Genomic DNA, 26,480 nt, shown 5'->3' with positions numbered 1-26,480 from the left:
TTAGGCGCAGCGGGGCCGGATTACGCCGTCCGAAGAGTCTTCGTATGCTGATCTGATTTTATCCATTGCGGACTGAACGTCGGAACCGCCTTCCAAAACTTCGCCGATGGATTTCAGCAGGTCACGCGCGTTGCCGTCATCTTCAACAGAGATGCCAAGACGTTTAACAACTGTCTCGGGGTCTTGAACAAAAGCTTGCCGGAATGCCTCATCAAGAACGCCTCGCCCGATGATTGTCTGAACATCCTCAAGCGTCAGGCCGTGTTTATGCTTTTCAGTCACGATCATACCTCTTTAAAAATGTATCTTTACGCGTAATTCATTTATTGTGTCGTTTCAACGAATTTGACACGCGAAATTTACCGGATAACGGCTCGTCCAAACCTGCAACATGCTTTTACGGACTGGCAAAATTCACATTCAAACGGCATACTCATTTCGAAACGGGAACTCGAAAGAATGATAGGCAACGTCCAGATTGAACCGACAGAACGCAAGATGTGTACTGTCATGTTCGTCGATATTGTCAAATCAACCATGATGATTGGCTCGCTGGATCCCGAGGATGCCATTGATCAGGTTGGGCCAGCGATCGAATTGATCATGTCAACCTGCGAGAGTAATGGTGCAACAACCTTGTTTACCGGCGACGGTGCGCTGGCGGTGTTTGGCTCGCCGCATGCGGACGAAGATCATGCGATCAAAGCCATCGCAAGCGCGCGCAAGATCATTCAGCGGCTTTCTGAGATGGACGGTAAACAACCCGACGTGCGCATTGGTTTGCATTGTGGCGAGTTGTTGGTCGGCCATTTGCAGCACACGTTGGGCGAAGAACAAGCCTTTCTGGGCCCGGTGATGAATATCGCGGGTACGATCGAAAGCCGCGCCCGGCACAATGTCGTGACCGTGTCCGGTGCCGTGATCGAACATGCGGGCGGGATATTCGAGCATGAGCGCGTTGGAGAGCTTGTGCTAGACAACCTTGCCGAGCCGATTGGGCTTTATGAAATTCAGGCGCGCAAGGATCAGGCCTCTCGCTGGCATTCTCGCGTGCGTCGGAGCCGCTCTCCGTTTGTGGGTCGGGCCGGAGAGTTTGAGCAACTGCTAAGCGCATGGAACAGCGCAGTCGGCGGGCGGGGGAATGCCGCGTTGCTGATTGGTACGGCCGGGATCGGTAAATCCAGGTTGCTGCACGAGTTTGCCGACAAGATCCTTCTGGGCCGGTATCAGGCGATTGAATTCAACTGCATCTCATTGGATCAGGATGCCGCGTTCTTGCCAATCACGCGTGCGATCACATCGCATCTTCAGCATTCGGTCGCTGGGTTGGATGTTTCGCTGGAAGATCAACTGACTGAACTGCTGGGCGATAACTCGGATTTAGACGATGCAACGCATCATGCGCTGATTTCGTTGTTTACTGGTGTTCAGCCTCCAGCCGAACCCAGTGCCGCGGACCCAATGCGCAGAAGACGGCTTTTGGTTGATGCCTTGGCGCGGATCATTCTGGCTTTGGACGCCGGCGACCCACTTTTGTTGATCATCGAGGATCTGCATTGGGCGGACAAGGGCACCCTTGATGTTGTGCACGCCTTACTTGACCGGGTTTCTTCGACGCGAACACTGATCCTTCTGACGTCGCGGAATGCCGATTTCGTGTCGACCGATCCGAAACCCTTGCTGGAGGTTATCCATGTTTCCCCTCTGGAAACTGCGGCCTGCAGGGATCTGATCAGGCTGTTGGTGGACGATGCCGCTGTCAACAAGATGGTTGCGGCGTATATCGAAGACCTCAGTGATCGAACGCCGCTTTTTGTCGAAGAGTTTGTCTATAACATCCGCGAACGGTTGTCCGAAGAGAACTATCTGAACAAATTGCCGGAAATCCTGGAAGACATCGACATACCGGCCCGCGTTCAGCCGCTGATCGCGGCGCGCATAGACGCTTTGGATCCCGAAGACCGTAGGGCCTTGCAAGTCGTGGCCGTTGGCGGCCTGCAATGGAACCATCAGGTTCTTTTGCGCACTCTGAGCGGACAATTTCAGAATGCACAGGAACGCATTCACAGCCTGATCGAGCAAGGTCTGCTGGAGTTTACTGCCGGTGACAAGTCGCAGACCATCCGGTTCAGCCATGCCTTGATGCAGAAGGTCGGCTATCGCAGCATTCCCCGGTTACGCCGTACCAAACATCATCGCGCGATTTATGAGACCCTGTATGGGGGTGGATACACCGACAATCTCGACATCATGCAGTCAGTTGCGCGGCACGCGGATGGGGGTGAGTTGTGGTTAGAGGCGGCAAAAGCCTATAATCATTGCGGCCACCTTTCGGTCAAGCTGTTCTCGTTCGACGCGGCGGTGTCTTTCTTTGAGCATGCGTTGCGCTGTATCGGCAAGATCCGCCATGAAACGGACGAATTCCATGTGGCCAGGCTGGGATTGAGGTCCCGCCAGGGGTTGCGCGTTTCACTGGTGGCCAGTGGAGATTTCGAAAGGATCCTGACCATTTCCCGCGAAGCTGAAGAGCTGTGCCAGAAGATCGGAGACACGGCTGCGCGTATTGCCTCTCAGATTGATCAGGGGATCATGATGACGGTCCTTTCGGACGTGCGAGAGGCTACGCGCGTCTCGCGGTTCGCGTTGGTCAATGCCGAGGCGTGCGGTGATACGAAGTTACAGGCCAAGGCCGCATTCGCCCTTGCACAAGCAGCCTGGTTCAACGGTGATTATATTGGCGCAGCGTCGGCGATCGACCGCCATGTTGATCTGTTTGCCGAAACATTCCGAACCGAGGATATTGGAACTACGGGGTCGATCTCGGTTTTGGGTCTGGCGACACGGGCCAATGCGCACAGCATGGCGGGACGTTTCGAAGCCGCCGAGGACGATATCAATACGTCGCTCGCGGTCGCCGAGGAAACCGGAAAGGCCTACGACCTTTGTTTCGCGCTGGTGGCCAGGGGTATAAAGTGCTGCGTGCAAAACAGGTTGGACAGCGGTATCGCGGCGCTTCGGAAAGCGCTTCGCACTGCGGAGTATGCAGGGCTGGATGTACTGTGTTGTTTCGCTGCCGCGCCGCTGGCCCGCATGTTGGCTCAAAAACACGAGTTCGCCGAAGCCAGGACCATTCTAAACAAAGGCCTTTCTCTGGCTCAGCTCATGAAAATGGACGCGTTCGAAGCCTGGCTATTGACGGCTGAGTTGCAGGTTCTGCTGGAAGAAGGCCGGCGTCTGGAAGCCGAAGAGCTATCGGTTGACCTGTTGGATTTGTGCAGCCGCAACGGTTATTTCGGATTCCGGGAAGAGCTAAAGGCGATCATGAAATCGCCCAGCTATATCCGTCACTAAGGAACGTCAAATCGTTGGATGGTTGAGGGGCAAATGCCCCCCAATCCTTGTTTTCTTTACAGCGCGGCTTCGCTACCCAAGACGGTGGTGAATTCGTTCGAGAATGTGCCGCCGTTGCCATGGGCAATCGCGATGTTCACGTCTTCGATCTGGCGGTCGCCGCCGTCGCCCCGGATTTGGGTCGCGGCCTCGATCAGGCAGAACAATCCGTACATGCCGGGGTGCACAAAGCTGAGACCGCCGCCATTGGTATTCACCGGCAGCGATCCACCCGGCGCGATGTTGCCGTCGGCCACAAATACACCAGCTTCGCCCTTTTTCACAAAACCCATGTCCTCAAGGAACAACAGAGTATTGATGGTGAAGGCGTCGTACAACTCGACCACGTCCACATCTTTTGTGGTAATCCCGGCCATTTCGAACGCCCGTTTCGAGCTTTCAGCAGCGCAGGTCGTTGTCAGTGCAGGTGCCTGACTGATTTCGCGATGTGAAATAGCATTGCCGCCACCCAGGAAATAGGCAGGCTTTTCCTGATAGTCTTTTGCGCGCTCCGCCGAAGTCACGATGATCGCGGCGCCGCCATCTGACATCAGGCAGCAGTCCAGAACAGCCAGCGGATCCGCAACCTTAGGCGAATTCAGGTACTCTTCCATCGTCAGCTCAGACCGCATGGTGGCATCCGGGTTCAGCTGCGCCCATTTCCGGGCCGAGATTGCAACGTGGCCAAAATGCTCTTTGGGCACGTTGAATTCGTGCATGTACCGCTGCGCAGTGAAGGCGTAGCCCGGCACCGGAACCATCGGCTCATAGGCACGTTCCCATTGCGGGGTTTCGATCAGGCCGTTGAGATCACGGGCGGATTTTGCATTCGAGCCGTAACAGATCAGAACGTTCTTACACAGGCCTGCCTGAATCGCCATGGTGGCTTCGACCAGGTAGGACATGAAAGAAGATCCGCCCACCATATCCGAGTTGGCCCATGTCGGTTTGATCCCCAGATACTCGGCAATCGAGAGGGTAGGGAAGAAGTGATAGAACGTCCCACCGCAAACACCGTCGATCTCGGACAGGTCCATTCCGGCATCGGACAGCGCGTTTTGCGTGGCCTTGGCGATCAGTTCCATGGGCGACGTGTTGGGCGTTTTTCCCAGACCCCAATAGCCTTTGCCGACGATTGCGGATTTGCCGCGAAGTGCGTGTGCCATGTTTGGTCTCCTTATTCCGCGGGCTTGAAGAATACGGCGGGTTCGCCGGATTTTGCGTTGGGGCCAAAGTCGGGGGTCATGACAACAGCCTGCACTTTCATCCCGATGGTGATCGCCTCGTTGTCCACGTCGACGATCCGGCTGAACATTCGAGGCCCTTCGTCTAGGTCGATCAGAACGTTATTGATGTCACCGCCGAACTTCTCGGGGCGTCGAATGATGGTCGATGCATAGACCGTGCCTTTGCCGCTGGCTTCGACCCATTCCAGATCATCGGCGCCGGTGGTGGGTGACAGGACCCGAGGAAAAAAGTTGTATTCGCCCGTCGTTTTGGACCGTTGGATCAGGAACTTCCCAGCGGTCAGACCGGCGCGAAACGCCGCGTCGGCCTGTGGGCTGGCTTCGGGGAGGGTAAAGTCGGTCATTTGTGGTCCTTGGTTTTCAGGCGGCAAAGATTGCCGCGGAATGTGTGGGTTCAGGATTGAGAATGCGGTGGCGCAGCAATCCGGCCTCTGGCAGGATGCGGGATCGGACATGGGCTGCAGCCGCGCGCAGCAATTCGGGTTGCGGTGCGGCGTCTGCCGCAGCTTCCATATCGGCCCAGACACGGCCGAAATAGACCAGCCCGGTCAGACGTATGTAGTCGGCGACCGAGGGGCCAATATCCGAGGAACCCTGCATCGCAATGGTGGCAGCCTTCCAGGCGTCAATCGCATCGGCGAGCTCCATCGAGCTGGGCCCGTTTGCAACGAGCTCGGCAAACGCCTCGGCTGCCGCGCCACCATTGGCGCGGATCGCGCGACGGGCAATGCCGTTTGCAAGGACGCCATTCGTACCTTCGTAGATCGCCATGATGCGACTGTCGCGCATGATCTGTTCGACCCGGTACTCTTTGCAGAACCCATAGCCGCCGTGGATTTGCACCGCCTGGCTTGAAGCTACATTCACCGCGTCCGTCGCAAAGGCCTTGCAGGTGGGCGTCAGAATATCCAACAGAGCTTGATCGGCCCCCAGCTCCATATCCACGAATGTGCGATAGACCATTGCCCGGCAGCCCATTGTGTGGGCGTAAATATCCAGCAGCATACGCTGCACATCCCCATGTTCGGTGATCAGAGCGGTCCCTTCGGCTGTCGTGCCTTGTCGCCGACCGGTCGCATGTGTCCGGGCGCGTTGAAACGCGACGTCCATCTGACCCACGGCCTGCAGGGCGACGTCCAGCCGCTCGGCGTTCATCATGGTGAACATTGCGGCAAGGCCTTTGCCTTCTTCGCCCAGCAATTCGCCCCGCGCATTTTCAAAAGCCATCTGGCATGTGGGTGAGGCATGCATGCCCATCTTGTCTTCGATGCGCAAGGTCTGGACCGTGTTACGTTTCCCGTCCGGCAAAACGGCTGGGCAGGCAAACAGGCTCACACCTCGCACCCCCGGAGCCGCACCGGGTGTGCGCGCCAGTACCAGATGCAGAATGTTATCCGTATAGTCGTGATCACCACCGGAAATAAAAATCTTGGTGCCGCTCAGAGCATACCCGTCGCCGTCCGGTGTTGCTGTGGTTTTGATGCGACCCAGATCCGAGCCCGCTTCAGGTTCGGTCAGGCACATTGTCGCCAGCCACTCGCCCGACACCAACGGCGGCAGTAGCCTCGCTTTTTGATCGTCACGGCCCGATGCGCTGATGGTTCGGATGCAACCTTGCGCCAAACTCAACACCATTTCATACGAGATACACGCGCCCGCCAACATGTCCGCCAGAACCGCGCCCAGAATATGGGGCAGGGCTTGGCCGCCATGGGATTCAGGCGCGCACAGCCCCGGCCACCCCGCGTCGGAATAGCGCCGATATGCGGCCACCATTTCAGGCGGCATACGAACACGGCCGTTCTCGAGCCGCGCGCCCTGATCTTCGCCGATCATGTCCAAAGGAGCGATTTCGGCGTTTATAAATCGAGCAAGCGCGGGGATCACGGCCTCGGCCAGATCATCGCTCCAGTCGGGCAGGCGGTCGGGACGGCCGATATGCTTCAGGACAAACGCAATCTCGGCCTCAGAGGCGGTGTAGTCGATCATCAGGTTGCCTTTCCGGACAGAATGACGTCGCCGGTCCCGGCATAAAGTTCGAGCACCGCGTCAGCCCGCAGCTCCAACGCGAGGCGTTGGTTGATATAGCCTTTGTCGGTGATCTCATTTTTTTCGACCGACGGGGCGTCGCGTTCTATGCGGGCACGTTTGACGCGCGTGGCGCTGCCAGTCTGATCTGCGTTAAAGACGGCCAGCTTTTCGGCGATAAAGGTCCGTACCGCGGGATCATCTGCGTAGCCTGCCAGCGTATCATCCCGTCCTGTCAGCGTTTTGCACTCATCGGCGTTTAGGAACAACAAAGCGCCAATCTCGGTCCGGTCGTGCCCGGTGATGACCGCATCCGAAGCGATCGGGCTGAGGGCTTGCAACAGGTTCACGCGCAGATTGCCGACTGCGACCCAGGTTCCGGTCATCAGCTTGAAATTCTCGGAAATCCGCCCGTCGAACACGATGCCTTTGGACGGATCGTCCGGATCTTGCAGCCGTCCGGCGTCGCCGGTCAGAAAGTAACCCTCTTCGTCGAAGGCCTCGGCCGTTTTTTCAGGATTGTTCAGGTAGCCTGTCGTGACATGAGGCCCGCGCACCCGCACTTCCAGCTTGCCACCATTGGGCAAAAATTTGATTTCAGACCCCGGTCCTGGCACGCCGATCACGCCGGCCTTGTCGATGGGGAAATGGACACACGTGGCCATCATCGCCTCGGTCAGGCCCCAGGCGCTGACAAACGGGATTTTCTCGCCGCGTTCTTGAAGCCCCAGTTGTTCAAGGCCTTCCCACAGATGGTCCGGCAGTCCGGCGCCTGAGAAAAAGATCAGATCCAGCCGCTTGAAGAACGCGCTGCGCAAGGCTGCATCCTCGCGCAGGGCGGGCAGCAACATGTCAAAGCCGCGCGGCACGTTGAAAAACAGAGACGGTGACACCTCGCGCACGTTGCGGATCGTTTTTTCGATCTCGCCCGGGACAGGTTTGCCGTCGTCGATGTAAAAGCTGCCGCCGTTGCGCAGCATCATGTTGAAATTAAAGTTGCCACCGAACGTGTGGTTCCACGGCAGCCAATCCACGATGACTGGTGGCGCGCTTTCCAGAAATGGCCAGATTTTCACCACGGCCTCTTGCGTGGCAAGCATCATGGCCTGGGTAACGATGACCCCTTTGGGCATCCCAGTAGATCCCGAGGTGAACAGAATCTTAGCGATCGTGTCGTTGTTGACGGTTGCTCTTGCCTGATCTACCGCACTGCCTGCTGCGGATTGCAGGGCTTGATCAAAGGTCTGTGCGCCGTTGTCTGACAGCAGTTCGATGTCTTCCGAGGCCAGATAGTCAAAGGCCCGCGCGTAGGCTGAGGCATCATCGGCATAAGCCATCCCGGGATTGGTCGTCTTGACGATATGGCGCAGCTTCGCCAGCGACTCGTCGAACAGTGAGTAAGGAACTGAAACCGGTACAACCGGAATACCCACATGCATGGCCGCGAGCATGAGCAATCCGTGCCGCACCGAATTACCTGACAGAATCAGCAGTGGACGGTCCTTGTTCAACCCTTTGCTCAGCAAAAAGGCGGCCAAGGCCTTGGTCTGTGCCAGGGTTTCTGAATAGGTCACGCTGACCCAGCGATCATCGGCTCCGCGCTCGGCCAAAAACAGTCGGTCCGGTGCGTCTATGGCCCATCGTTCCAAATATTCGGACAAACAGCCCACGTTCATGTCCAGCGGATAAGAGCTTCGCAGAACGAATGCACCACCGCCCAGGTCTTCGCGAAGCACACTGGCTGGCGCGAACTTGGCCGTGCGTGACAAGGTCGTCTCGCTTTGCTGGGCTGAACTGCTCATTTTCCTCTCCCTGTCATCCGGCCAATTTGTCTGCGGCGCGATGCGAATTGCAAAATCAGGCTACCCAATTAATTGTTAGTGTGCAAATGTATTATTGATCGTTCACTAAAGTTAAGCCAAAGGGGTAAGGCGCAACACGAGATGCCGCAAGATCATCGCTTGATTTCGTTGCGTCACCGCGCTGTGGCCAGACAGGGAGACAACACATGAGAATTGAAAACGCGTCCGCAATTGTGACCGGTGGTGCCTCGGGGCTGGGCTTGGCCACGGCAGAGTTTCTTTCCGCTCAAGGCGCAAAAGTGGCTCTTTTTGATTTGCCGGGTGACAAGCTGCAAGAGGCGGCCACGCGTCTTGGGGCCGTCGCTGCCCCCTGCGATGTGACCAGCGAGGAAGAGGTGCAAAAGGCATTGGAGACGGCGACTGCGGCCAATGGTTTGCCGCGAATCTTGGTGAACTGTGCCGGCGTCACCCATGGAGAAAGGATTGTTGGGCGTAACGGTCCGGCTTCGTTGGAGGGGTTCGCGCGGACGGTTCAAATCAACCTGATCGGGACCTTCAACGTGATGCGCCTTGCAGCCGAACGGATCATGCAGAACGACCCGCTGGAAGACAATGAGCGTGGAATCATCATCAACACCGCCTCTGCGGCAGCGTTCGAAGGGCAGATCGGGCAGGCGGCCTATTCGGCCTCAAAAGGGGGCGTGGCCAGCCTGACCTTGCCCGCAGCGCGGGAATTCGCCCGCTCGGGCGTGCGGGTCATGGCCATTGCCCCGGGCATATTTTCTACGCCCATGATGGATTTGCTGCCGCAAGAAATTCAGGACAGTCTTGGGGCCAAGGTGCCCTTTCCGTCCCGTCTTGGACAGCCCGCCGAATTTGCACGGCTGGCAGGGCATATGATCGAAAACACAATGCTGAACGGAGAATGCGTGCGTCTGGATGGCGCGATCCGTCTGGAACCCAAGTAAGGCTAGGCAATGGAATACACACATATAAGTACGGAAATCGACGGTGCGATCGGCGTCCTGACACTGGACCGACCTGCCAAGTTCAATGCGATCAATCACGGGCTCCTGTTCGAGATCGAGCACTATTTCGACACCCTTCCTGATGAGATCGGCGCGGTGGTGATCCGTAGTTCTGGTCAGCATTTTTGCGCCGGACTGGACCTGTTGGAGCACTCGATGCGGGATGCCGCTGGGGCGATGCACGAATGCCGCCTGTGGCACCGGATTTTCGACAAGATCGAATATGGCCGGGTTCCGGTTGTGGCTGCAATGAACGGCGGTGTGCTGGGTGGCGGGATGGAACTGGCGATGACCGCGCATATCCGGGTCTCGCAGCAGGACACGTTCTATGAGCTGCCTGAAGGCCGCCGTGCGATCTTTGTCGGCGGCGGCGCAACAGTTCGCGTTGGGCGGATCATCGGAGCCAGCCGGATGATGGAGATGATGCTGACCGGTCGCCGATACGGCGCGGACGAAGGGTTGCAACTGGGATTGGCGCATTATGTCGAGCCGGACGGAACCGTGTTCGACAAGGCGATGGAACTGGCTATGCGAGTGACCGAGAATGCGCCGCTGTCCAATTACATGATGATGCAGGCGATTACGCGCATCAACGACATGTCGGCTAGCGATGGGTTCTTTACCGAAAGCCTTGCGGCGGCGATTGCCCAATCCTCAACCGAAGCGCGGGCTGGGATGGAGGCATTTCTGAACAAGACGGGAAAGCGGGACAATCAGTAAGTCCCGAGACACGCGGGATCCGGTGTGAGAGCGTTTCACCAGATCCCGGTGTCGGGCCGGGGCAGAGCCCCGGTTGGTCAATCGACAAAGGCGCGTTCGACCACAAAAGTTGCGGGTTTGTTGTTCGCGCCTTCTTCCAGCCCAAACCTTTCCAGCGCGGCCTTGGTATCCTGCAGCATCGCCATCGAGCCGCAGATCATCCCGCGATCCGTTTCTGGTGAGATCGGCGGCAGGCCCAGATCATCGAACACTTTGCCGGATGCCATCAGATCGGTGATCCGGCCTTTGAACGGATAATCCTCACGCGTGAGGGTGCAATAGTGCCGCAAATTCTGCGCCATCTCGCCGACCAGCGGATCCGACTTGAGCGCGGCGACAAGCTCCTTGCCATAGTCCAGCTCACCCAGCTCCCTGCAGGTATGGGTCAGGATCACCTCGTCGAACTTCTCGTAGGTTTCGGGATCGCGCATCAGCGAAGCAAAAGGCGCAATGCCGGTGCCGGTCGAGAACATCCATAGCCGTTTGCCCGGCAATAGCGCGTCATTGACCAGCGTCCCAGTCGGCTTCTTGCGCATCAAAACCGTGTCACCTTCGCGAATCTTCTGCAGGTGTTCGGTTAGTGGGCCGCCGGGGACTTTGATCGAGTAAAACTCGATCTCTTCGTCCCAGCTGGGGGAGGCGATGGAATAGGCGCGGAACACGGGTTTCTCGGCGTTGGGCAGGCCAATCATCACAAACTCACCGGATCGAAACCGAAAGGATGACGGGCGGGTGATGCGGAATTTGAACAACCGGTCGGAGTAGTGCTTCACCTCGGTCACGGTTTCGGCGAACACACCCGCCGGAATGGGGGACTCGGTCTTGGTCGTGGCATCCAGCGACATCTTGATCTCCTATTCTGCCGGGGCTTCGGACAGAAGCTCCAGTTTGCCGTCCTTGCCGTTCCAGTCGTCTGCGTCGGGCATCGGGTCTTTCTTTTCGGTGATGACAGGCCAGGCCTCTGCGTACTTGCCGTTTAGCTCGACCCATTTCGCCATCCCATCCTCGGTGTCCGGTCGGATTGCGTCAGCGGGGCATTCCGGTTCACACACACCGCAGTCGATGCATTCATCGGGATGGATGACCAATGTGTTTTCCCCTTCGTAGAAGCAGTCCACGGGGCAAACTTCCACACAATCGGTGAATTTGCAGTTGATGCAGTTTTCGGTGACGACATAGGTCATGGATCGGCCTAACTGTTAGTATACGAATGAGTATTACCGAAGTGCCAGGCCTGTCAACATGTTTCTATACGAATGAAATTTCGCGATTGTCGGGACTTGACCAAATACCATAACAAGTTAGTGTGCTAACAATATCCGTGCTGCGTCGGGAGGGCGAAATGGCAGAAAAACTGGTCATCAAAAACATCGGGCTCATGCTGTCAGGAAAGATGGAGGAGCCGATTCTGGAGGCCGATTGCCTGATCGCAATAGACGGGAAGATTGCCGAGTGGGGATATGAAAAGGACCTGGATTGCGAAGGTGCCGATACCGTAGTGGACGCCAATGGCGTTACCTTGGCACCGGGCTTGATCGACAGCCATATCCACCCGGTTGTCGGGGATTACACGCCCCGTCAGCAACAGCTTCATTGGATCGATTCCACGTTGCACGGTGGGGTGACAACGCTGATTTCAGCGGGTGAGGTGCATATGCCTGGCCGCCCCAAGGATGTGGTGGGGCTCAAGGCGATGGCGATCGCGGCGCAACGTTGGTACGAGAACTTCCGCCCTTCGGGCGTCAAGGTTCATGCCGGTGCACCGGTCATCGAACACGGCATGGTCGAGGAAAATTTCAAAGAGATGGCCGATGCCGGTGTCAAACTGCTGGGTGAGGTGGGTCTGGGCACCGTCAAGGACGGCAAGACTGCGAAGCAGATGGTCGACTGGGCGCGAAAATACGGCATTCAGTCCACGATCCATACCGGAGGACCCTCGATCCCGGGCTCGGGTTTGATCGACGCAGATATGGTTTTGGAAACCGGGACGGACGTGATCGGGCATATCAACGGCGGCCATTCGGCACTCCCCGACGATCAGATCATGTGCCTATGCGAAAGCTGCACCGCGGGTCTTGAGATCGTCCATAACGGCAACGAACGCGCCGCACTTTTGACGTTGAACACGGCGCGCGAGCTAAAGCAGATGGATCGGATCATTCTGGGTACTGACGGCCCGGCGGGTTCAGGCGTGCAGCCTTTGGGCATCATGCGGATGGTGGCGATGCTGTCGGCATTGGGCAATGTCCCGGCCGAAATCGCGTTCTGCTTTGCCAACGGCAACACTTCGCGCCAACGCGAGCTGGATACGGGTCTGATCGAAAAAGGGTATTGCGCTGATTTTGTCCTGATGGATCAGGCACAGCATGCGCCGGGTAAGAACATTCTGGAATCAGTGCAACTGGGCAATCTTCCGGGCGTCGGGATGACGATCATCGACGGGGTGGTTCGATCCGAACGCAGCCGCAATACGCCCCCTGCGACCCGATTGCCAAACGTCGTCAGCTGATACTATTACGTTCCGAACTGTCCCCTCCGCAGGCCGGTCCAGCGCGGAGAATTTTGAGAGGTTCAGCCCATGAGCGCACCTTTGCAAGGTTTGAAAGTGATCGAACTGGCCCGCATTCTGGCCGGGCCATGGATCGGGCAGACATTGGCCGATCTTGGCGCCGAGGTGCTCAAAGTCGAAAGCCCCGAAGGCGATGACACTCGCAAATGGGGTCCTCCGTTCATTGAGCGTGACGGAGACAGAACCGCCGCTTACTTCCACGCCGCCAACCGGGGCAAGGACAGCATAGCTCTGGACTTCCGGGAGGAGGGCGACCGAGCCAAGCTGCTGGAGCTGATCTGTGAAGCAGATGTGCTGATCGAGAACTTCAAAGTCGGCGGGCTGAAAAAGTTTGGTTTGGACTACGACAGCGTCAAAGAGATCAATCCCGGATTGATCTATGCCTCGGTCACGGGTTTCGGGCAGGATGGACCCTACGCGCATCGCGCAGGATATGACTTTCTGATCCAGGGCATGAGCGGGATCATGGACCTGACCGGGGACCCGCAGGGTGAGCCACAAAAGATTGGTGTTGCCTTCGCCGACATTTTCACTGGCCTCTACGGAGTGATTGGCATTCAGGCAGCATTGGCCGAGCGTGAACGTTCGGGCCTGGGCCAACACGTTGATCTGAGCTTGCTGGATTGCATGACCGGCGTTTTGGCCAACCAGGCTATGAACTACCTTGCCTCAGGCCAATGCCCGACGCGTTTGGGCAATGCGCATCCCAATATTGTGCCCTACCAAGTGTTTCCCGTGGCCGACGGTCATATCATCATCGCCTGTGGCAACGACCGCCAATATGCCAGCCTATGCCGGATTCTGGGTTTGACCGAGTTGATTGACGATGCGCGATACGGCTCAAACGCGGATCGCGTGGTCAATCGCGCTGAATTGACTGATGCGCTGACACAGGCCTGTCAGAAATGGTCCAAAGCGGATCTGTTGGCAGCCTTGGAACAGAACGGCGTTCCCGGTGGTCCCATCAACTCGGTTCAAGAGGCGCTTAGCGATCCGCAGATTCAACATCGGGGCATGCAGATCTCCCCTGAAGGCGTACCGGGTCTGCGGACACCTATTCGGTTTTCGAGGTCCGCGTTGAGCTTGGATAAAGCATCGGCCAAGCGGCCGGTGCGCTCATGAGATTTTGCGTAGGATGCGGATCAGATTGCGCTGTTCCGCAGCTGTCAGAGGTTTGAGTGTTTCGTTGGTGATCTTCTGACCCACGTCCTTCATCCGGCTCACCAAAGCTTCGCCTTCGGCGGAAAGAGAGATCAGCGTGCGACGCTTATCATCCGGGTCCGGTTCGACCACGGTCAGCCCTTTTTGACGAAGTCGGTCAACAACCCCTTTGATTGTCGCCACATCCATAGCGGCCAGCCGTCCCAGCCGGTTTTGCGAGCATTTGCCCAGTTCGGCGATGCGGATCAACGCAGCGAATTGTGTGGGTGTCAGCCCCTCAAGCGTATGCGACTGGAAGATCGACGCATGGCGCTGGTTTGCCAGTCGCAAAAGATAGCCGACCTGTTCGTCCAGCGCGTAGCTTTCAATGGACTCCGTCATGAATCGTCCTGCCTGATTTAATTGTTTGTACTATAATAAACAAAGGCGCGCGCCCCACAAGACCAACCCGTCAGACCGCTAGATAAGTGTTTGAAATATCGGGATTGTCATCAAGATCCGCAAAACTGCCTTCGAACCGCATCTCACCTTTTTCGATGATGTAGGCACGATCCGACACGATCCGCGCAAAGTGCAGATTCTGTTCGCTGATCAAAACAGACAAGCCTTCGCGCTTTAGCTCGGCAATGACACGGGCCATTTGCTCGACAATCACAGGCGCGATGCCTTCTGAGGGTTCATCCAGCAGAACCAGCTTTGGATTGCCCATCAGGGTCCGGGCGATGGTCAGCATCTGCTGTTCTCCGCCGGATAGTTGCTTGCCCAGGTTCTTGCGTCGCTCGGCCAAGTTGGGGAACAGTTCGAACAGATGCTCTTGTGTCCATTCAGGGGCATCGGGGCGCGGTGCACGCCGCCCGACTTCAAGGTTTTCCTCGATGGTCAGGTCGCCGAAAATCCGGCGGTCTTCCGGGACGTAGCCCATGCCAGCGCGGCATATCACATGGGGCGCATTGCCCTGAATATCACGATCAGCATAGCGGATGGTGCCGTCGATATGGCGCACCAACCCCATGATGGACTTCATGGTGGTCGATTTCCCAGCACCGTTTCGACCCATTAGAGCAACGACCTCGTTTTCACCCACGCTCAGCGAGATGCCGTTGAGGATTTGCGCGCGCCCATACCAGGCCCCAAGATTTTGGACATCAAGCATGGGCGCTCTCCGCTTCAAAGACTGTGCCGCCGCCCAGATAGACCTCCTGGACCAGTGGGTTTGTGCGGATTTCCGACCCTGTTCCTTCGGCGATCAACTCACCCCGGTTGAGGACCAGAATACGGTGTGCATGTGCGAAAACCACGTCCATATCGTGCTCGGTGAACACGACGCTGACGCCGCCTTTGGCCACGATTTCTGCTGTAAGGGCCATCAGGGCAAGCCGTTCTGACGGGGCCATGCCTGCGGTCGGTTCGTCCATCAACAGCAGAGCGGGTTCGTGGGCCAGCGCGATTGCAAGCTCAAGGCGTTTTAAGTCGCCATAGGCAAGTTCTGAACAGGCCCGGCCTGCCTGATCCTGCATCGATACCAATTCCAGCAACGCCATCGCCTGGTCCACGTACAAACGGGTTGCTCGCGAAAACAGGTCGAACACCCGCCGCTGGTGCGAGATCAGGGCCATCTGGACGTTTTCGACAACGGTCATCGATAGGAATGTCGCTGTAATCTGGAACGTGCGACCAACCCCCAAGCGCCAGATCTTGCGGGGAGGTTGTCCGATCAAAGCTTGCCCACGCAGCGAAACCGAGCCTGAATTGGGCTTCAGATACCCGTTCAGCATGTTGAAACACGTTGTCTTGCCCGCACCGTTGGGCCCGATGAGTGCCAGGAACTCTCCTTCCTTGAGATCGAAGTTTACATCTTTGACCGCTTGAACACCGCCAAAGGATTTGGACAGGTTCCGCACCTCAAGAACATTGGTCATGCCTGCCCTCCTTTCAGCACACGGAACAGACGCTGCACGCCGCCCGCGATCCCGTCAGGTGCCAGAAGCACGACGATCAGAATCATGGCTCCGAAGATAAAGCGCCAATAGTCTAGCCGCGTGACCCAGTCTTCGATCAAAACAAAGGCTCCGGCCCCAAGTATCGGTCCGGCCAACGCGTGGATGCCGCCCAGTAGGACCATGATCAGGCCATCAATGCTGAGCGCGATGCTGAGGCTGTCGGGAAAGACGCTGCCTTTGGAAAAGGCGAAAACGACCCCCGCAAGTCCTGCAAACCCACCGGCCAGCACAAAGCCCATCCATTGATGAAACCGTGTGTCGATGCCGATGGATTCGGCTCGGGTCTGGCTGTCGCGGACGCCGCGCAGGATATACCCGAACGGAGAGAACGCGACCCGGCGCAAAGCCCAGATGCCACCGATGCACAGGACGAAGGCTATGTAGAAATAGACCTTGTCCGCGCTGGCCCATTTGGCTGGCCAGACGCCAAGGATGCCGTCATCACCGCCGGTGAATTCCTGCCACTGGAAGGTGACACCCCACAGGATTTGGGCCGCCGCAAGTGTCAGCATGGCCAGATAAACACCTGACAACCGAACGCAGAACCAGCCGAAAAATAGCGCGGCTGTGGCCGCGCAGATCGGGCCAAATATCATCGCTGAGATCATCCCGAACCCAAGGAGCTTGACTGCCATCGCAGCGCCATAGGCCCCGACGCCGAAATAGGCGGCATGGCCAAAGCTGACCATCCCGCCGACCCCCATCATAAAGTGCAGGGACACCGCAAACAGGGTCGCAACCATCACATCCACCATCAGTACCGAGGTGAAGTCGGCGGTGAACAGAGGGCTGAGCGCCAGAACCAGCAGCGCTGCCATCAGAACCATGGCAGATTTCTGATCCATGAGCGCCAGTGGTTGCTCGGGCTCTTCCGGCGCGCCTTTTTCGCTGCCGGGTTTGCCAAACAGGCCGTGCGGGCGGAAGATCAAGACAATCGCCATGATGATGAAGGGCAAAACGATTGAGATCTGAGGGAAGATCAGGATGGCGAAGGCGTTCAGGACCGAGATCAAGACGGCGGCAACAAACGCGCCGGATACACTGCCCATGCCGCCGATCACGACGATCACGAAAGCCTCGCCAATGATCGATAGGTCCATCTGCAACGACACCGCCTCACGCGGGATTTGCAGCGCGCCGCCCAAACCTGCGAGGAATGAGCCAAGCACAAAAGCCGCCGAGAACAGCCAGGCCTGATTGACGCCAAGTGCTCCGACCATTTCACGGTCCTGGGTCGCGGAGCGGACCAGAACGCCCCAGCGTGTCTTGTGGAACAACAGCCAGATGGCCAGCAGAACCACCGGACCGATGGCGATCAGGGCGAGGTCATACTCCGGGATCGGCTCGCCCATGATGCGAACAGCGCTATCCAGCCCCGGTGCACGTGGTCCCAGAAGGTCTTCGGCCCCCCAGATGGCCAGCGTCGCATCCTGAAAGATCAGAACGACGCCAAACGTGGCGACCAGTTGGAACAGTTCGGGTGCGTGATAAATACGGCGCAGGATGGTCAGTTCGATCACCAAACCGATCAGCCCGACGATGGCAGCGGCCAGAATGACACTGATCCAGAAACCTAAGATACTGCCGCTCCAAAGCGTGACCAGCGTATAGGCGAGGTACGCGCCCACCATATAGAATGACCCGTGGGCAAAATTCACGATCCGCGTGACGCCGAAGATGATCGAAAGCCCTGAGGCGATCAGAAACAGCGAAGACGCATTCGCCAGTCCGGTCAGAAGCTGTGCAAAATAGAACCCCATCGGGCCACCGTCCCTTGTTCTTTTTGGGCGGCGGGGCATGAACTGCCCCGCCGGTTCGGCTTATTCCGCCGGACGCAAGGCTGCAGCCTCGTCTTCGCTGGGCAGATAGTCCGCACCATTAGCATAGGCCCAGCCGACCATCACGGGCTTGCCCTCGACCATGCCGGTTTTGCCGACATAAGCGCCCATCGTGGACTGATGATCCGCCGCGCGGAAGGTGAACGGCCCGGTTGGGCTGCTGTCGATAGCCAATCCTTCCATAGCCGCCAGCAGAGCTTCCGTGTCGGTGGAGCCTGCCTTTTCAAGGGCAGCGGCAATGGCGAGGATCGAGTTATAGCCCACAATGGAACCGGTCTTGGGCGCTTCGCCGAATTTTTCGATATAGGCGTCGGCAAAGGCCTTGTGCTCATCCGTTTCGATATCTGTCGATGGATAGCCGGTCACAATCCAGCCCACGGGTGCTTCGGCACCCAGCGGGTCCAGATACTCGGGCTCACCCGTCAGCAGAGACACCACATCGCGGTCTTCGAACAGGAACCGTAGCGAGCCCTCGCGGACGAATTTCGCCAGATCACCTCCGAACGTCACGTTATAGATCGCGTCGGGCTTCGCGGCCTCAAGCGCGCGAACGGTTGAACCTGCGTCGATTTTGAAAACAGGCGGCCATTGCTCTTCAACGAACTCCACATCCGGGCGCAGTTTGGTCAGCTCGGATTTGAACGCCTTCACCGCATCCTGACCATAGGCATAGTTCGGGGCGACTGTGGCCCATTTGACCGCGTCCAGTTTGGCCGCTTGTTCAGCGAGCATCGCGGCTTGCATATGGGTCGAGGGGCGCAGGCGATAGGTGTACTTGTTGCCCTTGGACCAGACGATAGCGTCGGACAGGGGTTCCGATGCCAGGAACAGAACCTCTTTCTGCTTGGCGAAGTCCGAAACCGCCAAGCCGATATTGGACAGGAAAGTGCCAAAGATCAGAACGGCACCGTCTTTTGACACCAGCTCTTCGGCGATCCGAATGGCTGTAGCAGGATCGCCGGTATCGTCGCGGCTGATCACCTCAAGCTGTTTGCCATCGATCCCACCAGCCGCATTGATCTGTTCAACGGCCAGTTGCCAGCCTTTCTTGTAAGGCTCTGTGAAGGCGGGCAGGCGGGTGTAGCTGTTTACTTCGCCCAGCACGATTGTGTCTTGGGCAAAGCTGGTCCCTGCCGAAATTCCGGCCAGAGGCAACGCTGCAAGCGCACCGAGAACCGTGCGTCTGATCAGATTCATTTCAAATTCCTCCCGATGATCATTTTTCACGGCCAGTTATCCCGGCTTCTTAAAGTATTGTCAGCCCTAAAGAGCGCACCTTTCTCATTCAGCGCAGCCCGTCCTTGCCTTCTGCCTCTTTGGTGGTCAAACCGCCGACACGCGGCAAGGGTCTGCCGCTGTCCGTGACCGCAACAGCAACCATGATTTCGTTCGCGCGGGGGGCGTCGTTCAACTGCACCTCAATCCCATCAAAATGGCTGCGCACATATGCGGCATCCTTGTGGCCCAGTGGTACGTCTAACACCTGACCGGGGCTTCCCATCTTCTTGGATGAAGGCACCAACGCGGCCCCTTTCTCGACCTCTTTGCGCAAAGGGGCACCAAGTTTGGGGTGCAGGATGGCGGCGGCATGCTCCAGCTCGCCATTTTCGCCGACCATGGCGGACTTGCCGTAACTTTCGGCCTGTTCAGGTGTAATCCCCAGAGCCTCGACACAGCGGCGTCCCAGCAAGGCCCCCAGTTCGGCACCGGTGTCCATCAACAGTGTCAGGTCTTCGACATATTGCCCGGCAAAGGGGTTTTCGATCACCGCAACGGCCACGGCTTTGCGGGTCGCGGGTGATATCTCTCGGCCCGCTTCGATATGTGTTTCTTCGACATTGACGGCAATTTTGCGGATCTTTGTCATCGTAGACCGTCCTCTCCTTTGATGTCCCAGGCCTCAAGCCCGCCAGACCGGGAATGCACCCGCGGTCCGCTTGTCATGACCAATGCAAATGCCAACTCGCCCGCGCGCGGAGCGTCATTGCAACCAACTTCCATACTGTCGAAATGGCTGCGCACGTACGAAGCATTGATATGCGTGATCGGTACGTCCAACCGCGCGCCTACGCCGCCGACCTTCTTGGACGATGGCACAATCGCGTTGGCCGTGCCCAAAAGCTGCCGCATCGCGTAACCGCCGGGCGCGTGCCAAAGGGCACCATGCTCAAGCTCGCCGCCTTCGCCGACCAAAGAGCCCTTACCATAGCCTTCGACGTTCTCAGGCCCGCCCAGCATATCGATCAGGGTCTGCGCAAGTTCCAGCCCTAGCGGTTTGAGGTCGTCCATAAAGCCCTGAATTTCAGGTTCGTACCGGCCAGCAAACGGGTTTGCGATCACAGCAAGCGCCGCGACACGCTGTAGGGGCTTATCAGAGACCGGCCCGCCCTCATGATAAATTTCTTCTAGCGAAAACAGCTTTTTTCGCAGTTGAACATCAGGCATATTCAGAAACCTTTTGAGTAAAAGAGGTCACCAGCCGAGCGGCACCCGTCTGGCAGGATTGAGAACCAAGCGACAGATGGGCGGCGGTGATTAGCCCTCTCGCTTGCATCTGTTTGGCGGTATTCAGGCCCCGTGACAGGGCGAGATTTGTGTCCTCGGCTGCGAGAGGGCCGATTGAAACGGGTACAAGCAGCGCGCCCAGATCACTGTCATCGCGCAGGTCGTGGGCAGGTCGGCGTCGGATTACGGGATGGCCCGGCAGATTAACCGCGTTGGCAATCAGCGTTGCGGCAACGTCGGCCATCGCTGCTGTTTTTGCCAGTACAGTGACGCTGTCGGCGATACCAAGGCTCAGGCTGCGCCCACCTCGACCCGAGGTTGCGATGCCGCCGATCCCGTCCGCAGCGGAAATGGCGATGCGGCCAAGATCACGCCCGTCGAGACTACTCATAGCGATGCAGAAGGTCTGACCCGGCCCCAGATGCAGGGCAATATCGCCTCCGTTGTTGACCGAAGCGCGGTCCAGCGGCGTGGCCTGTAACATTGCCGCCAGAACTTCGTCAGCAACTGCCCCTGCAACTGCGGCCATACGGGTTACGAATACGCCCGAATGCGGGCGCACGGCCGCATCCATGCGCAGCGCCACCGGCCCTTGCGGTTGCGGGCTGTCTGGCGTCATGGGCGTTTTCAGCAGTGGGAGCTCGTCGACCAAACCCTGCAGGATGGTCTGGAACCGAGCCAGTGCGGCCTCAAACGCGACCTCTCGCGCGCCTTCCGCCTCGACGATCAGGTCGATGGGGCCGTGTTGCAGGTGTAGCCTGCGACCACAAGGCGATATGGCGGAAGTGGGATGCAAGGGACGTTACGCTCCTTTTGCCCAGCGGTAATTGGCGGATGCCATGGGGTTTGGCTGGTTCTCGAACTGATCCACTTTGCGCGTCTCGTCAGAGACGACGTCAGAGACCGGCTTGATCTCATCCATATGCCCACCCAAGGTGTCATAATCGCTGACGCGCATTGTGAACTCGATGGGGGCGACCAGCGCCGGGGTGGGCACGTATCCGAAAGAGCCCGTCGGCATGTCCATCACGTCCACCATCACGGTAATGCCGCCGCCGGGCCAGACATAGGCCTCGGCCCCGCCGCAGGACACGAAAGTCAGTGAGTCCTTGACGGATTTCGTCAGCCGCACCGGGTTTTCGGTCACACCCGCCCGCAGGCTGCCGCCAGCGCCACCCATGAACAGGACCGAACAGACGGACGGTTCGCAGTTTTCCGCAATCAGTTCGGCCGACGCCTTGAGCGCCGCAGGTATCGCGGCTGGTTGCGGCTTTAGGTCAGCGTCCAGTTCGAAATAGCCATACTGCTCGCCCGTGGTTGAGACCATGAGCAAACTCAGGCCTTCGCGCGCGAATTTTGGGTTGAAATCGCCCAGAATTTTGAGGGGGTCTTCGATATCCGTACCGCCCCAGCCGGTGCCGGGTTCGGCCACCTGAAAGTAACGCCCGGGCGTGGATCGCCGCCCGTTGATCTTGATTCCTGTAGGTTCGACATCCAGCATCTTGCCCGCCTGGTGCTCGGACAGAACGCCGGTGATGTGGTCGTCTACTACCACTACGTCGTCCACATGGTCGACCCATTGCTTGGCAAACATACCGATCGTGGCCGACCCACAGCCTACCCGCATCAGCTTTTCCTCGACCCCGTTGATAATCGGTGCTTTGCCCGCTTGTACGATGACGGTCGTCTCGTGCCCGTCATCGCCGATCACCATCTCGACGGCCTCGCGGTTGCACAGCCGCAAGAGGGCGTCACAAGTCACGCGGCCCTCTTTCTTGGTGCCGCCGGTCAGGTGTTCGACACCACCCAGCGACAACATTTTCGAGCCGTATTCGGATGTCATCACATGCCCGACCGGCTCGCCATCCACGCGGACCACATCGCGTTCGTGGCCGATATGGCGGTCGGTGTCGATCTTCACCTTGACGCCGCAATACGAGAATATCCCCTCGGTCACGACAGTAACCATGTCCACGCCTTCGATGTCCTGACTGACGATGAAGGGGGCAGGCTTGTAGTCGGGATAGGTCGTCCCCGCGCCGACCGCGGTGACGAATGGGCGGGTGCCCTGCACGATGTCACCGTCCCAGTCTTCGGGATCTTTGCCATCTTTCAAAAACGGTACAAGCTGCCCGTCTTGTGCGTTTTCGATAATGGTCAGCGGGTCCAGACGGACCAGATCACCCCCATGATTGGCGTAGCGGTCGCAGGCCCCGGCTTTGCCTTCCGCGATGTAGCACATCACCGGGCAGGCGTCGCAGCGGATCTTCTCCGGTGTTGTGCGTTCAGTTGGCATCTGTTTGTTCCTTGATTGCCGCGCGCAGCTTGGCAGGCGTGGCCGGACCTTGTGTCAGCCGGACGCCGCAGGCGCGTTTGATTGCATTGAAAAGAGCTGGAGCGGTAGGGATCAGCACATGCTCTCCCAAACCTTTCGCGCCATACGGACCGTGGGCGTCCGCTTCCTCGACGATGATAGTGTCGACCGGAGGGATGTCGCCGATGGTCGGGATCAGGTAATCATGCAGGTTTTCGGTGCGACCGGGCAGGTACTCCTCCATCAACGCCATACCGAGGCCTTGCGCGATGCCACCCTGTACCTGACCCTCGACAAGCATCGGGTTAATCGCCTTGCCGACGTCATGGGCGGCTACGAATTTGATCGGTTTCACCGTGCCGAGCTTGGTATCCACCTCGACCACGGCCAGATGTGCGGCATATCCGAACTGCGCGTAGGGTACGCCCTGACCGTTTTCGTCCAGTGGTTTTGTCGGCGGGTCATAGGTTTCTTCGGCGCGCAGGACATAGCCTTCGGCGTCGGGTTCCAGCGCGGCCAGATCGATAACATGAGCCTGACCCTGATCGTTTACCTCCAATGCACCGGCTTTCAGCGATATCACCGCCTCTGGTCCGGCATTCACGCGGGACAAAATCTGCGCCCGCAGCGCTTCTCCCGACAGACGCGCTGCGCTGCCCGAGACATAGGTTTGCCGCGAGGCCGAGGTCTTTCCTGCGTCTGGCGTTACATCCGTATCGGCCCCGATCCGTTCAATCTGACCAACCGGAATGCCAAGCGCGGTGGCGAATATTTGCGTGATGACCGTATTGGCGCCTTGGCCGATATCCATCGCGCCTTGGTGCAGCACCAATGTCCCATTCGCCTTGATACCAGACTTAATGGTCGATGGATTGGGCAGAGAAGTGTTGCCGCACCCATACCAACCTGCCGCCAACCCGACGCCGCGTTTCAATGCATCGCTGTGAGCGTTGAAGGCGTTGGCTGCTTCGTTTTCCTCGACCCATGCAGTGCGAAGCGCCTCGAGACAGGCGCGAATGCCGACGCCTTGGTCAAAGACCTGGCCGCAAACCGTAGGCACGCCGTTTTCCAGGGCGTTTCGGATGCGGAAATCCAGCGGGTCGATATCCAGTTGATCGGCCAGTTCGTCAAACAGGCTTTCCTGAGCGATGGATGATTGCGGCACGCCGAACCCGCGGAATGCGCCGGACGGCGGGCAATGCGTATGGATGCCTTTGGCCTCAGCGCGGTAATCGGCAATTCTGTACGGCCCCGAGGCATGAACCGGCACCCGGTTAGCTACGGTCGGCCCCCAACTGGCATAGGCGCCAGTGTTGAACAGCCCGTCAAAAGTCATTCCGCTGATCGTGCCGTCTTTGTTTGCCCCTATCTTAACCCGCAGGTCCGAGGGGTGGCGTTTGGTGGTCGATTGCATCGACTCTGTTCGTGAATAGGTCAGTCGAACAGGCTTGCCTGTCTTGAGCGTGGCCAACGCCAGATAAGGCTGTACCGACACATCTAGTTTCGACCCAAAGCCACCACCGACGCCGGTTGGCACAATGCGAATTTGGTCACGGGGCATTCCGAGCATGATCTCAAGCGCGTCCAGATCCATCACGGGGGCCTGCGTACAGGCATGTACTTCGACCCGGCCATTGACGACTTCAGCGAAGCCCGCTTCGGGCTCGATATAGCCGTGTTCGACAAACCCCGAGCGGAAGCGGCCTTCGACAACGACATCCGCGCTGGACAACGCGCTTTCTGGGGCGCCGCAGGTCACGAAACCACCGCACATTACGTTGTTGTTTCGGTCAGGGTGCAATTGCGCCGCCTCGGGCGTCAGGGCGTTATGAGTTTCCAGTGCAGCAGGGCGTTCGTCCCAGGTGACCGGGAAGCTGGACGGATCAAATGTCGCGACAAACTCGGGCGGGGCGACTATGGCAGCGACTGCTTCGCCGCGGAACCGGGTCTCGGTTTCGGCAAATACAGGTTGATCCGCAAAATCCGGGATGACGCCAAAAACATTCTGTCCAGGAATGTCCGCTGCAGTCAGAACAGCCTCGATACTCGGGGTTGTCTGCGCCCATGCGTCCAGATCGCCAAACGTGAATCCTGCGCGATGATAGGGGGATCGAATGACGAAAATTTCCAAAGTGCCCGCAGGGGCCACGTCGTCGCCAAACCGTTCTGCCCCAGTCACCTTGTCCAGCCCGTCCACGCGCCAGATGGCCTCTCCGGCATGGCCCGCTGTTGCAGCGGGCTGAGTGGCCGCACCAACAGCAACGACAGCGTCGATGATCTTGCGATACCCGGTACAGCGACACAAAACGCCGCCAAGGGCATCCTGAACTTGCTCTATGTCCGGCTGAGGCGTTTCGCGCAGTAACGCGACCGCAGCGGTCATCATGCCGGGTGTGCAGATCCCACATTGCGCCGCGCCGTGGTTCTGAAAGCTGTCGGCCAGATTTTGGGCGATATAATCGTCACGAGTTAGCCCGGCAACCGTTTCCACGGACCGTCCCGCAGCCTGTTGCGCGGGCACAAGGCACGCACAGACCGGAGCGCCATCAAGCAAAACGGTACAGGCACCGCAATCGCCCGCATTGCAGCCGATCTTGACGTCGCGAGTGTCCAGCCGTTCGCGCAGCATTTCGGACAGGCGTTCGCCAGCGCGTGGGGCCGCGCTGACGGGATTCCCGTTCAGAGTAAACTGTGTCGTTATCTCGTCCGCGCGCTTATCCATGACGTTGGCCCGCCTCTTTAACTGCCCGTAGGCATTGTTCTGCAACGGCCTCAAGCCGGAAATCCGCGTTGCCGCGTACATCATCAATCGGGCTGAGCGGTGCCAAATGCCGGTGCAATATTTCAACGGTTTCGGGGTTTTGCCCGATCAGGTCCGTTTCCAGAGCTTTCAAGCGTTGTGCAACAGCCGAAGCCGCCCCCACCGCGATCCGCGCATGTGAGATACAGCCCCGCGCATCGAGGTTGATAATAGCCGCAGTCATTGTGATCGAAATGACCAAATACCGGCGCGCGCCCAGCTTCTCGAAATGCCCGATAGCCCCGTCTGGTGGGGCAGGCAGATAGATTGCAGTCACGATCTCATCGCTCGCACGCTGTGTCTGCCGCACGCCTGTTATGAAGTCCGACAACGGAACCTCCCGGAAACCGCGCGCAGAACCGAGCTCGACTGAGGCTTCGAGCGTCAGCAGGGGGGGCACACCGTCAGCGGCCGGTGACGCGTTGCAAAGGTTGCCTGCAATCGTGCCGCTGTTCTGAATTTGCAGGCTGCCCACTTCGAGGGCCGCCATTTGCAGTCCTCGAAAGGCTGCGGGTAGTTCCGCCCGTGCGATATCTGTCCAGCTTGTTGCAGCTCCGATCTTCCAGCGGTTTTCAGTGATTCCGATTCCTGAAAGTCCGGCAATACGGGTGACATCCAGAATGTCTGTACACAGCTCATGACGTTGTCTGGATGAGAAAAAATCAGTGCCACCCGCGACAATCGCCAGATCATGGGTGGTCAGCAAATTGAATGCGTCGTCAAGCGTGCTGGGTGTTAGATACCGCAAAGTGTCTATTCCTACAGAGAAATTTCTCGTTAGTACACTAATGGTATTACGTGACCAAAAAAAATGTCAACGATTTGTTTTCCCGGATTTCTGTAAACGAAATGCAGGAAGATTGGTTTGGGCGAAACGCTACTTGACCGTAGGCTTTGGCTTTATTTTCAAAGAAAAATTTTGATTGGCAGCGTCACGGTCGAGCCGTTCGGGCAGATTTTCATCACTTTGCTGGACTTGTTTTCAAACACGACCGGAAGTTTTCAAAATCTGCAGTAATTCGTTGACACACTAACGAGC

At 58.0% G+C, this 26,480-nt stretch carries 23 protein-coding genes; 5 read left to right on the top strand and 18 right to left on the bottom strand.

Translation table 11 applies throughout. The features are described 5' to 3' along the window. Positions 1-282: a hypothetical protein gene (locus tag ACR0MV_RS07585; RefSeq protein WP_170423748.1), complete on the bottom strand. Its 282-nt coding sequence runs from the start codon at positions 280-282 to the stop codon at positions 1-3. A gap of 177 nt (positions 283-459) precedes the next feature. Between ACR0MV_RS07585 and ACR0MV_RS07580 the strand changes: the two genes are divergently transcribed. Next, positions 460-3,351, top strand: coding sequence for an ATP-binding protein (locus ACR0MV_RS07580; RefSeq protein WP_480701624.1), 2,892 nt, complete (start codon positions 460-462; stop codon positions 3,349-3,351). A 56-nt stretch (positions 3,352-3,407) separates the two neighbouring features. Here the strand turns inward: ACR0MV_RS07580 and ACR0MV_RS07575 are convergent, their stop codons facing one another. From ACR0MV_RS07575 to ACR0MV_RS07560, 4 genes are read right to left on the bottom strand one after another with little or no spacing between them, the layout of a single operon-like run. Beyond that, positions 3,408-4,556, bottom strand: a complete 1,149-nt coding sequence (locus ACR0MV_RS07575; protein WP_480701623.1) for an acetyl-CoA acetyltransferase — start codon at positions 4,554-4,556, stop codon at positions 3,408-3,410. A gap of 11 nt (positions 4,557-4,567) precedes the next feature. Beyond that, a complete protein-coding gene (locus ACR0MV_RS07570; RefSeq protein ID WP_480701622.1) occupies positions 4,568-4,981 on the bottom strand; it encodes a Zn-ribbon domain-containing OB-fold protein in 414 nt (137 codons plus the stop codon). Positions 4,982-4,997: 16 nt separating this feature from the next. Then, positions 4,998-6,626, bottom strand: coding sequence for an acyl-CoA dehydrogenase family protein (locus tag ACR0MV_RS07565; RefSeq protein ID WP_480701621.1), 1,629 nt, complete (start codon positions 6,624-6,626; stop codon positions 4,998-5,000). Next, positions 6,626-8,467, bottom strand: coding sequence for a feruloyl-CoA synthase (locus ACR0MV_RS07560; protein WP_480701620.1), 1,842 nt, complete (start codon positions 8,465-8,467; stop codon positions 6,626-6,628). Before ACR0MV_RS07560 ends, ACR0MV_RS07565 begins: the two co-directional genes overlap by 1 nt. A 206-nt stretch (positions 8,468-8,673) precedes the next feature. On the opposite strand from ACR0MV_RS07560, the gene ACR0MV_RS07555 reads away from it, so the two are divergent. Both ACR0MV_RS07555 and ACR0MV_RS07550 read left to right on the top strand, forming a co-directional pair. Next, on the top strand, positions 8,674-9,435 hold the full coding sequence (locus ACR0MV_RS07555) for an SDR family NAD(P)-dependent oxidoreductase (protein WP_170423736.1): 762 nt from the start codon (positions 8,674-8,676) through the stop codon (positions 9,433-9,435). Between the two features lie 9 nt (positions 9,436-9,444). Next, positions 9,445-10,215: a crotonase/enoyl-CoA hydratase family protein gene (locus ACR0MV_RS07550; protein WP_480701619.1), complete on the top strand. Its 771-nt coding sequence runs from the start codon at positions 9,445-9,447 to the stop codon at positions 10,213-10,215. A gap of 77 nt (positions 10,216-10,292) precedes the next feature. On the opposite strand, the gene ACR0MV_RS07545 is transcribed toward ACR0MV_RS07550, so the two are convergent. Beyond that, positions 10,293-11,099, bottom strand: coding sequence for a ferredoxin--NADP reductase (locus ACR0MV_RS07545; protein WP_170423732.1), 807 nt, complete (start codon positions 11,097-11,099; stop codon positions 10,293-10,295). A 9-nt stretch (positions 11,100-11,108) separates the two neighbouring features. Further along, positions 11,109-11,438, bottom strand: a complete 330-nt coding sequence (gene fdxA, locus ACR0MV_RS07540; protein ID WP_170423730.1) for a ferredoxin FdxA — start codon at positions 11,436-11,438, stop codon at positions 11,109-11,111. 158 nt (positions 11,439-11,596) lie between these two features. Here fdxA and ACR0MV_RS07535 point away from each other — a divergent pair, with 158 nt between their 5' ends. Together ACR0MV_RS07535 and ACR0MV_RS07530 are read left to right on the top strand one after the other, a co-directional pair. Then, on the top strand, positions 11,597-12,763 hold the full coding sequence (locus ACR0MV_RS07535; RefSeq protein ID WP_480701618.1) for an amidohydrolase family protein: 1,167 nt from the start codon (positions 11,597-11,599) through the stop codon (positions 12,761-12,763). A gap of 69 nt (positions 12,764-12,832) precedes the next feature. Beyond that, positions 12,833-13,945, top strand: a complete 1,113-nt coding sequence (locus tag ACR0MV_RS07530) for a CaiB/BaiF CoA transferase family protein (RefSeq protein WP_480701617.1) — start codon at positions 12,833-12,835, stop codon at positions 13,943-13,945. On the opposite strand, the gene ACR0MV_RS07525 is transcribed toward ACR0MV_RS07530, so the two are convergent. The 11 genes from ACR0MV_RS07525 to ACR0MV_RS07475 form a co-directional block, all read right to left on the bottom strand. Next, positions 13,940-14,365: a MarR family winged helix-turn-helix transcriptional regulator gene (locus ACR0MV_RS07525; protein WP_170423724.1), complete on the bottom strand. Its 426-nt coding sequence runs from the start codon at positions 14,363-14,365 to the stop codon at positions 13,940-13,942. The two genes, ACR0MV_RS07530 and ACR0MV_RS07525, sit on opposite strands and share 6 nt — an antisense overlap. 70 nt (positions 14,366-14,435) lie before the next feature. Further along, positions 14,436-15,137 (bottom strand): ABC transporter ATP-binding protein, encoded by a 702-nt coding sequence (locus tag ACR0MV_RS07520; protein ID WP_480701616.1) that lies wholly within the window; start codon positions 15,135-15,137, stop codon positions 14,436-14,438. Beyond that, entirely contained in the window at positions 15,130-15,903 is a 774-nt protein-coding gene (locus ACR0MV_RS07515) for an ABC transporter ATP-binding protein (protein ID WP_480701615.1), read from the bottom strand. The genes ACR0MV_RS07520 and ACR0MV_RS07515 overlap by 8 nt, the downstream gene beginning before the upstream one ends. Next, on the bottom strand, positions 15,900-17,744 hold the full coding sequence (locus ACR0MV_RS07510) for an ABC transporter permease (protein WP_170423718.1): 1,845 nt from the start codon (positions 17,742-17,744) through the stop codon (positions 15,900-15,902). The genes ACR0MV_RS07515 and ACR0MV_RS07510 overlap by 4 nt, the downstream gene beginning before the upstream one ends. A gap of 60 nt (positions 17,745-17,804) precedes the next feature. Next, positions 17,805-19,019, bottom strand: coding sequence for an ABC transporter substrate-binding protein (locus tag ACR0MV_RS07505; protein ID WP_170423716.1), 1,215 nt, complete (start codon positions 19,017-19,019; stop codon positions 17,805-17,807). 88 nt (positions 19,020-19,107) lie between these two features. Beyond that, positions 19,108-19,689, bottom strand: a complete 582-nt coding sequence (locus ACR0MV_RS07500; RefSeq protein WP_480701614.1) for an amino acid synthesis family protein — start codon at positions 19,687-19,689, stop codon at positions 19,108-19,110. Then, positions 19,686-20,267 (bottom strand): amino acid synthesis family protein, encoded by a 582-nt coding sequence (locus ACR0MV_RS07495; protein ID WP_170423712.1) that lies wholly within the window; start codon positions 20,265-20,267, stop codon positions 19,686-19,688. Before ACR0MV_RS07495 ends, ACR0MV_RS07500 begins: the two co-directional genes overlap by 4 nt. Next, positions 20,260-21,123: a UPF0280 family protein gene (locus tag ACR0MV_RS07490; protein ID WP_170423710.1), complete on the bottom strand. Its 864-nt coding sequence runs from the start codon at positions 21,121-21,123 to the stop codon at positions 20,260-20,262. The genes ACR0MV_RS07495 and ACR0MV_RS07490 overlap by 8 nt, the downstream gene beginning before the upstream one ends. A gap of 6 nt (positions 21,124-21,129) precedes the next feature. Further along, positions 21,130-22,623, bottom strand: coding sequence for a 6-hydroxynicotinate reductase (locus ACR0MV_RS07485; RefSeq protein ID WP_480701613.1), 1,494 nt, complete (start codon positions 22,621-22,623; stop codon positions 21,130-21,132). Next, a complete protein-coding gene (locus ACR0MV_RS07480) occupies positions 22,613-25,363 on the bottom strand; it encodes a molybdopterin-dependent oxidoreductase (RefSeq protein ID WP_480701612.1) in 2,751 nt (916 codons plus the stop codon). Before ACR0MV_RS07480 ends, ACR0MV_RS07485 begins: the two co-directional genes overlap by 11 nt. After that, positions 25,356-26,189: an FAD binding domain-containing protein gene (locus tag ACR0MV_RS07475; RefSeq protein WP_480701611.1), complete on the bottom strand. Its 834-nt coding sequence runs from the start codon at positions 26,187-26,189 to the stop codon at positions 25,356-25,358. Before ACR0MV_RS07475 ends, ACR0MV_RS07480 begins: the two co-directional genes overlap by 8 nt. Positions 26,190-26,480 lie beyond the last annotated feature (291 nt).

This window comes from Ruegeria sp. BC3 (genome assembly GCF_056539265.1).
The sequence above is the reverse complement of the archived record's forward strand: the minus strand, read 5'-3'. Positions and strand labels throughout refer to the sequence as shown.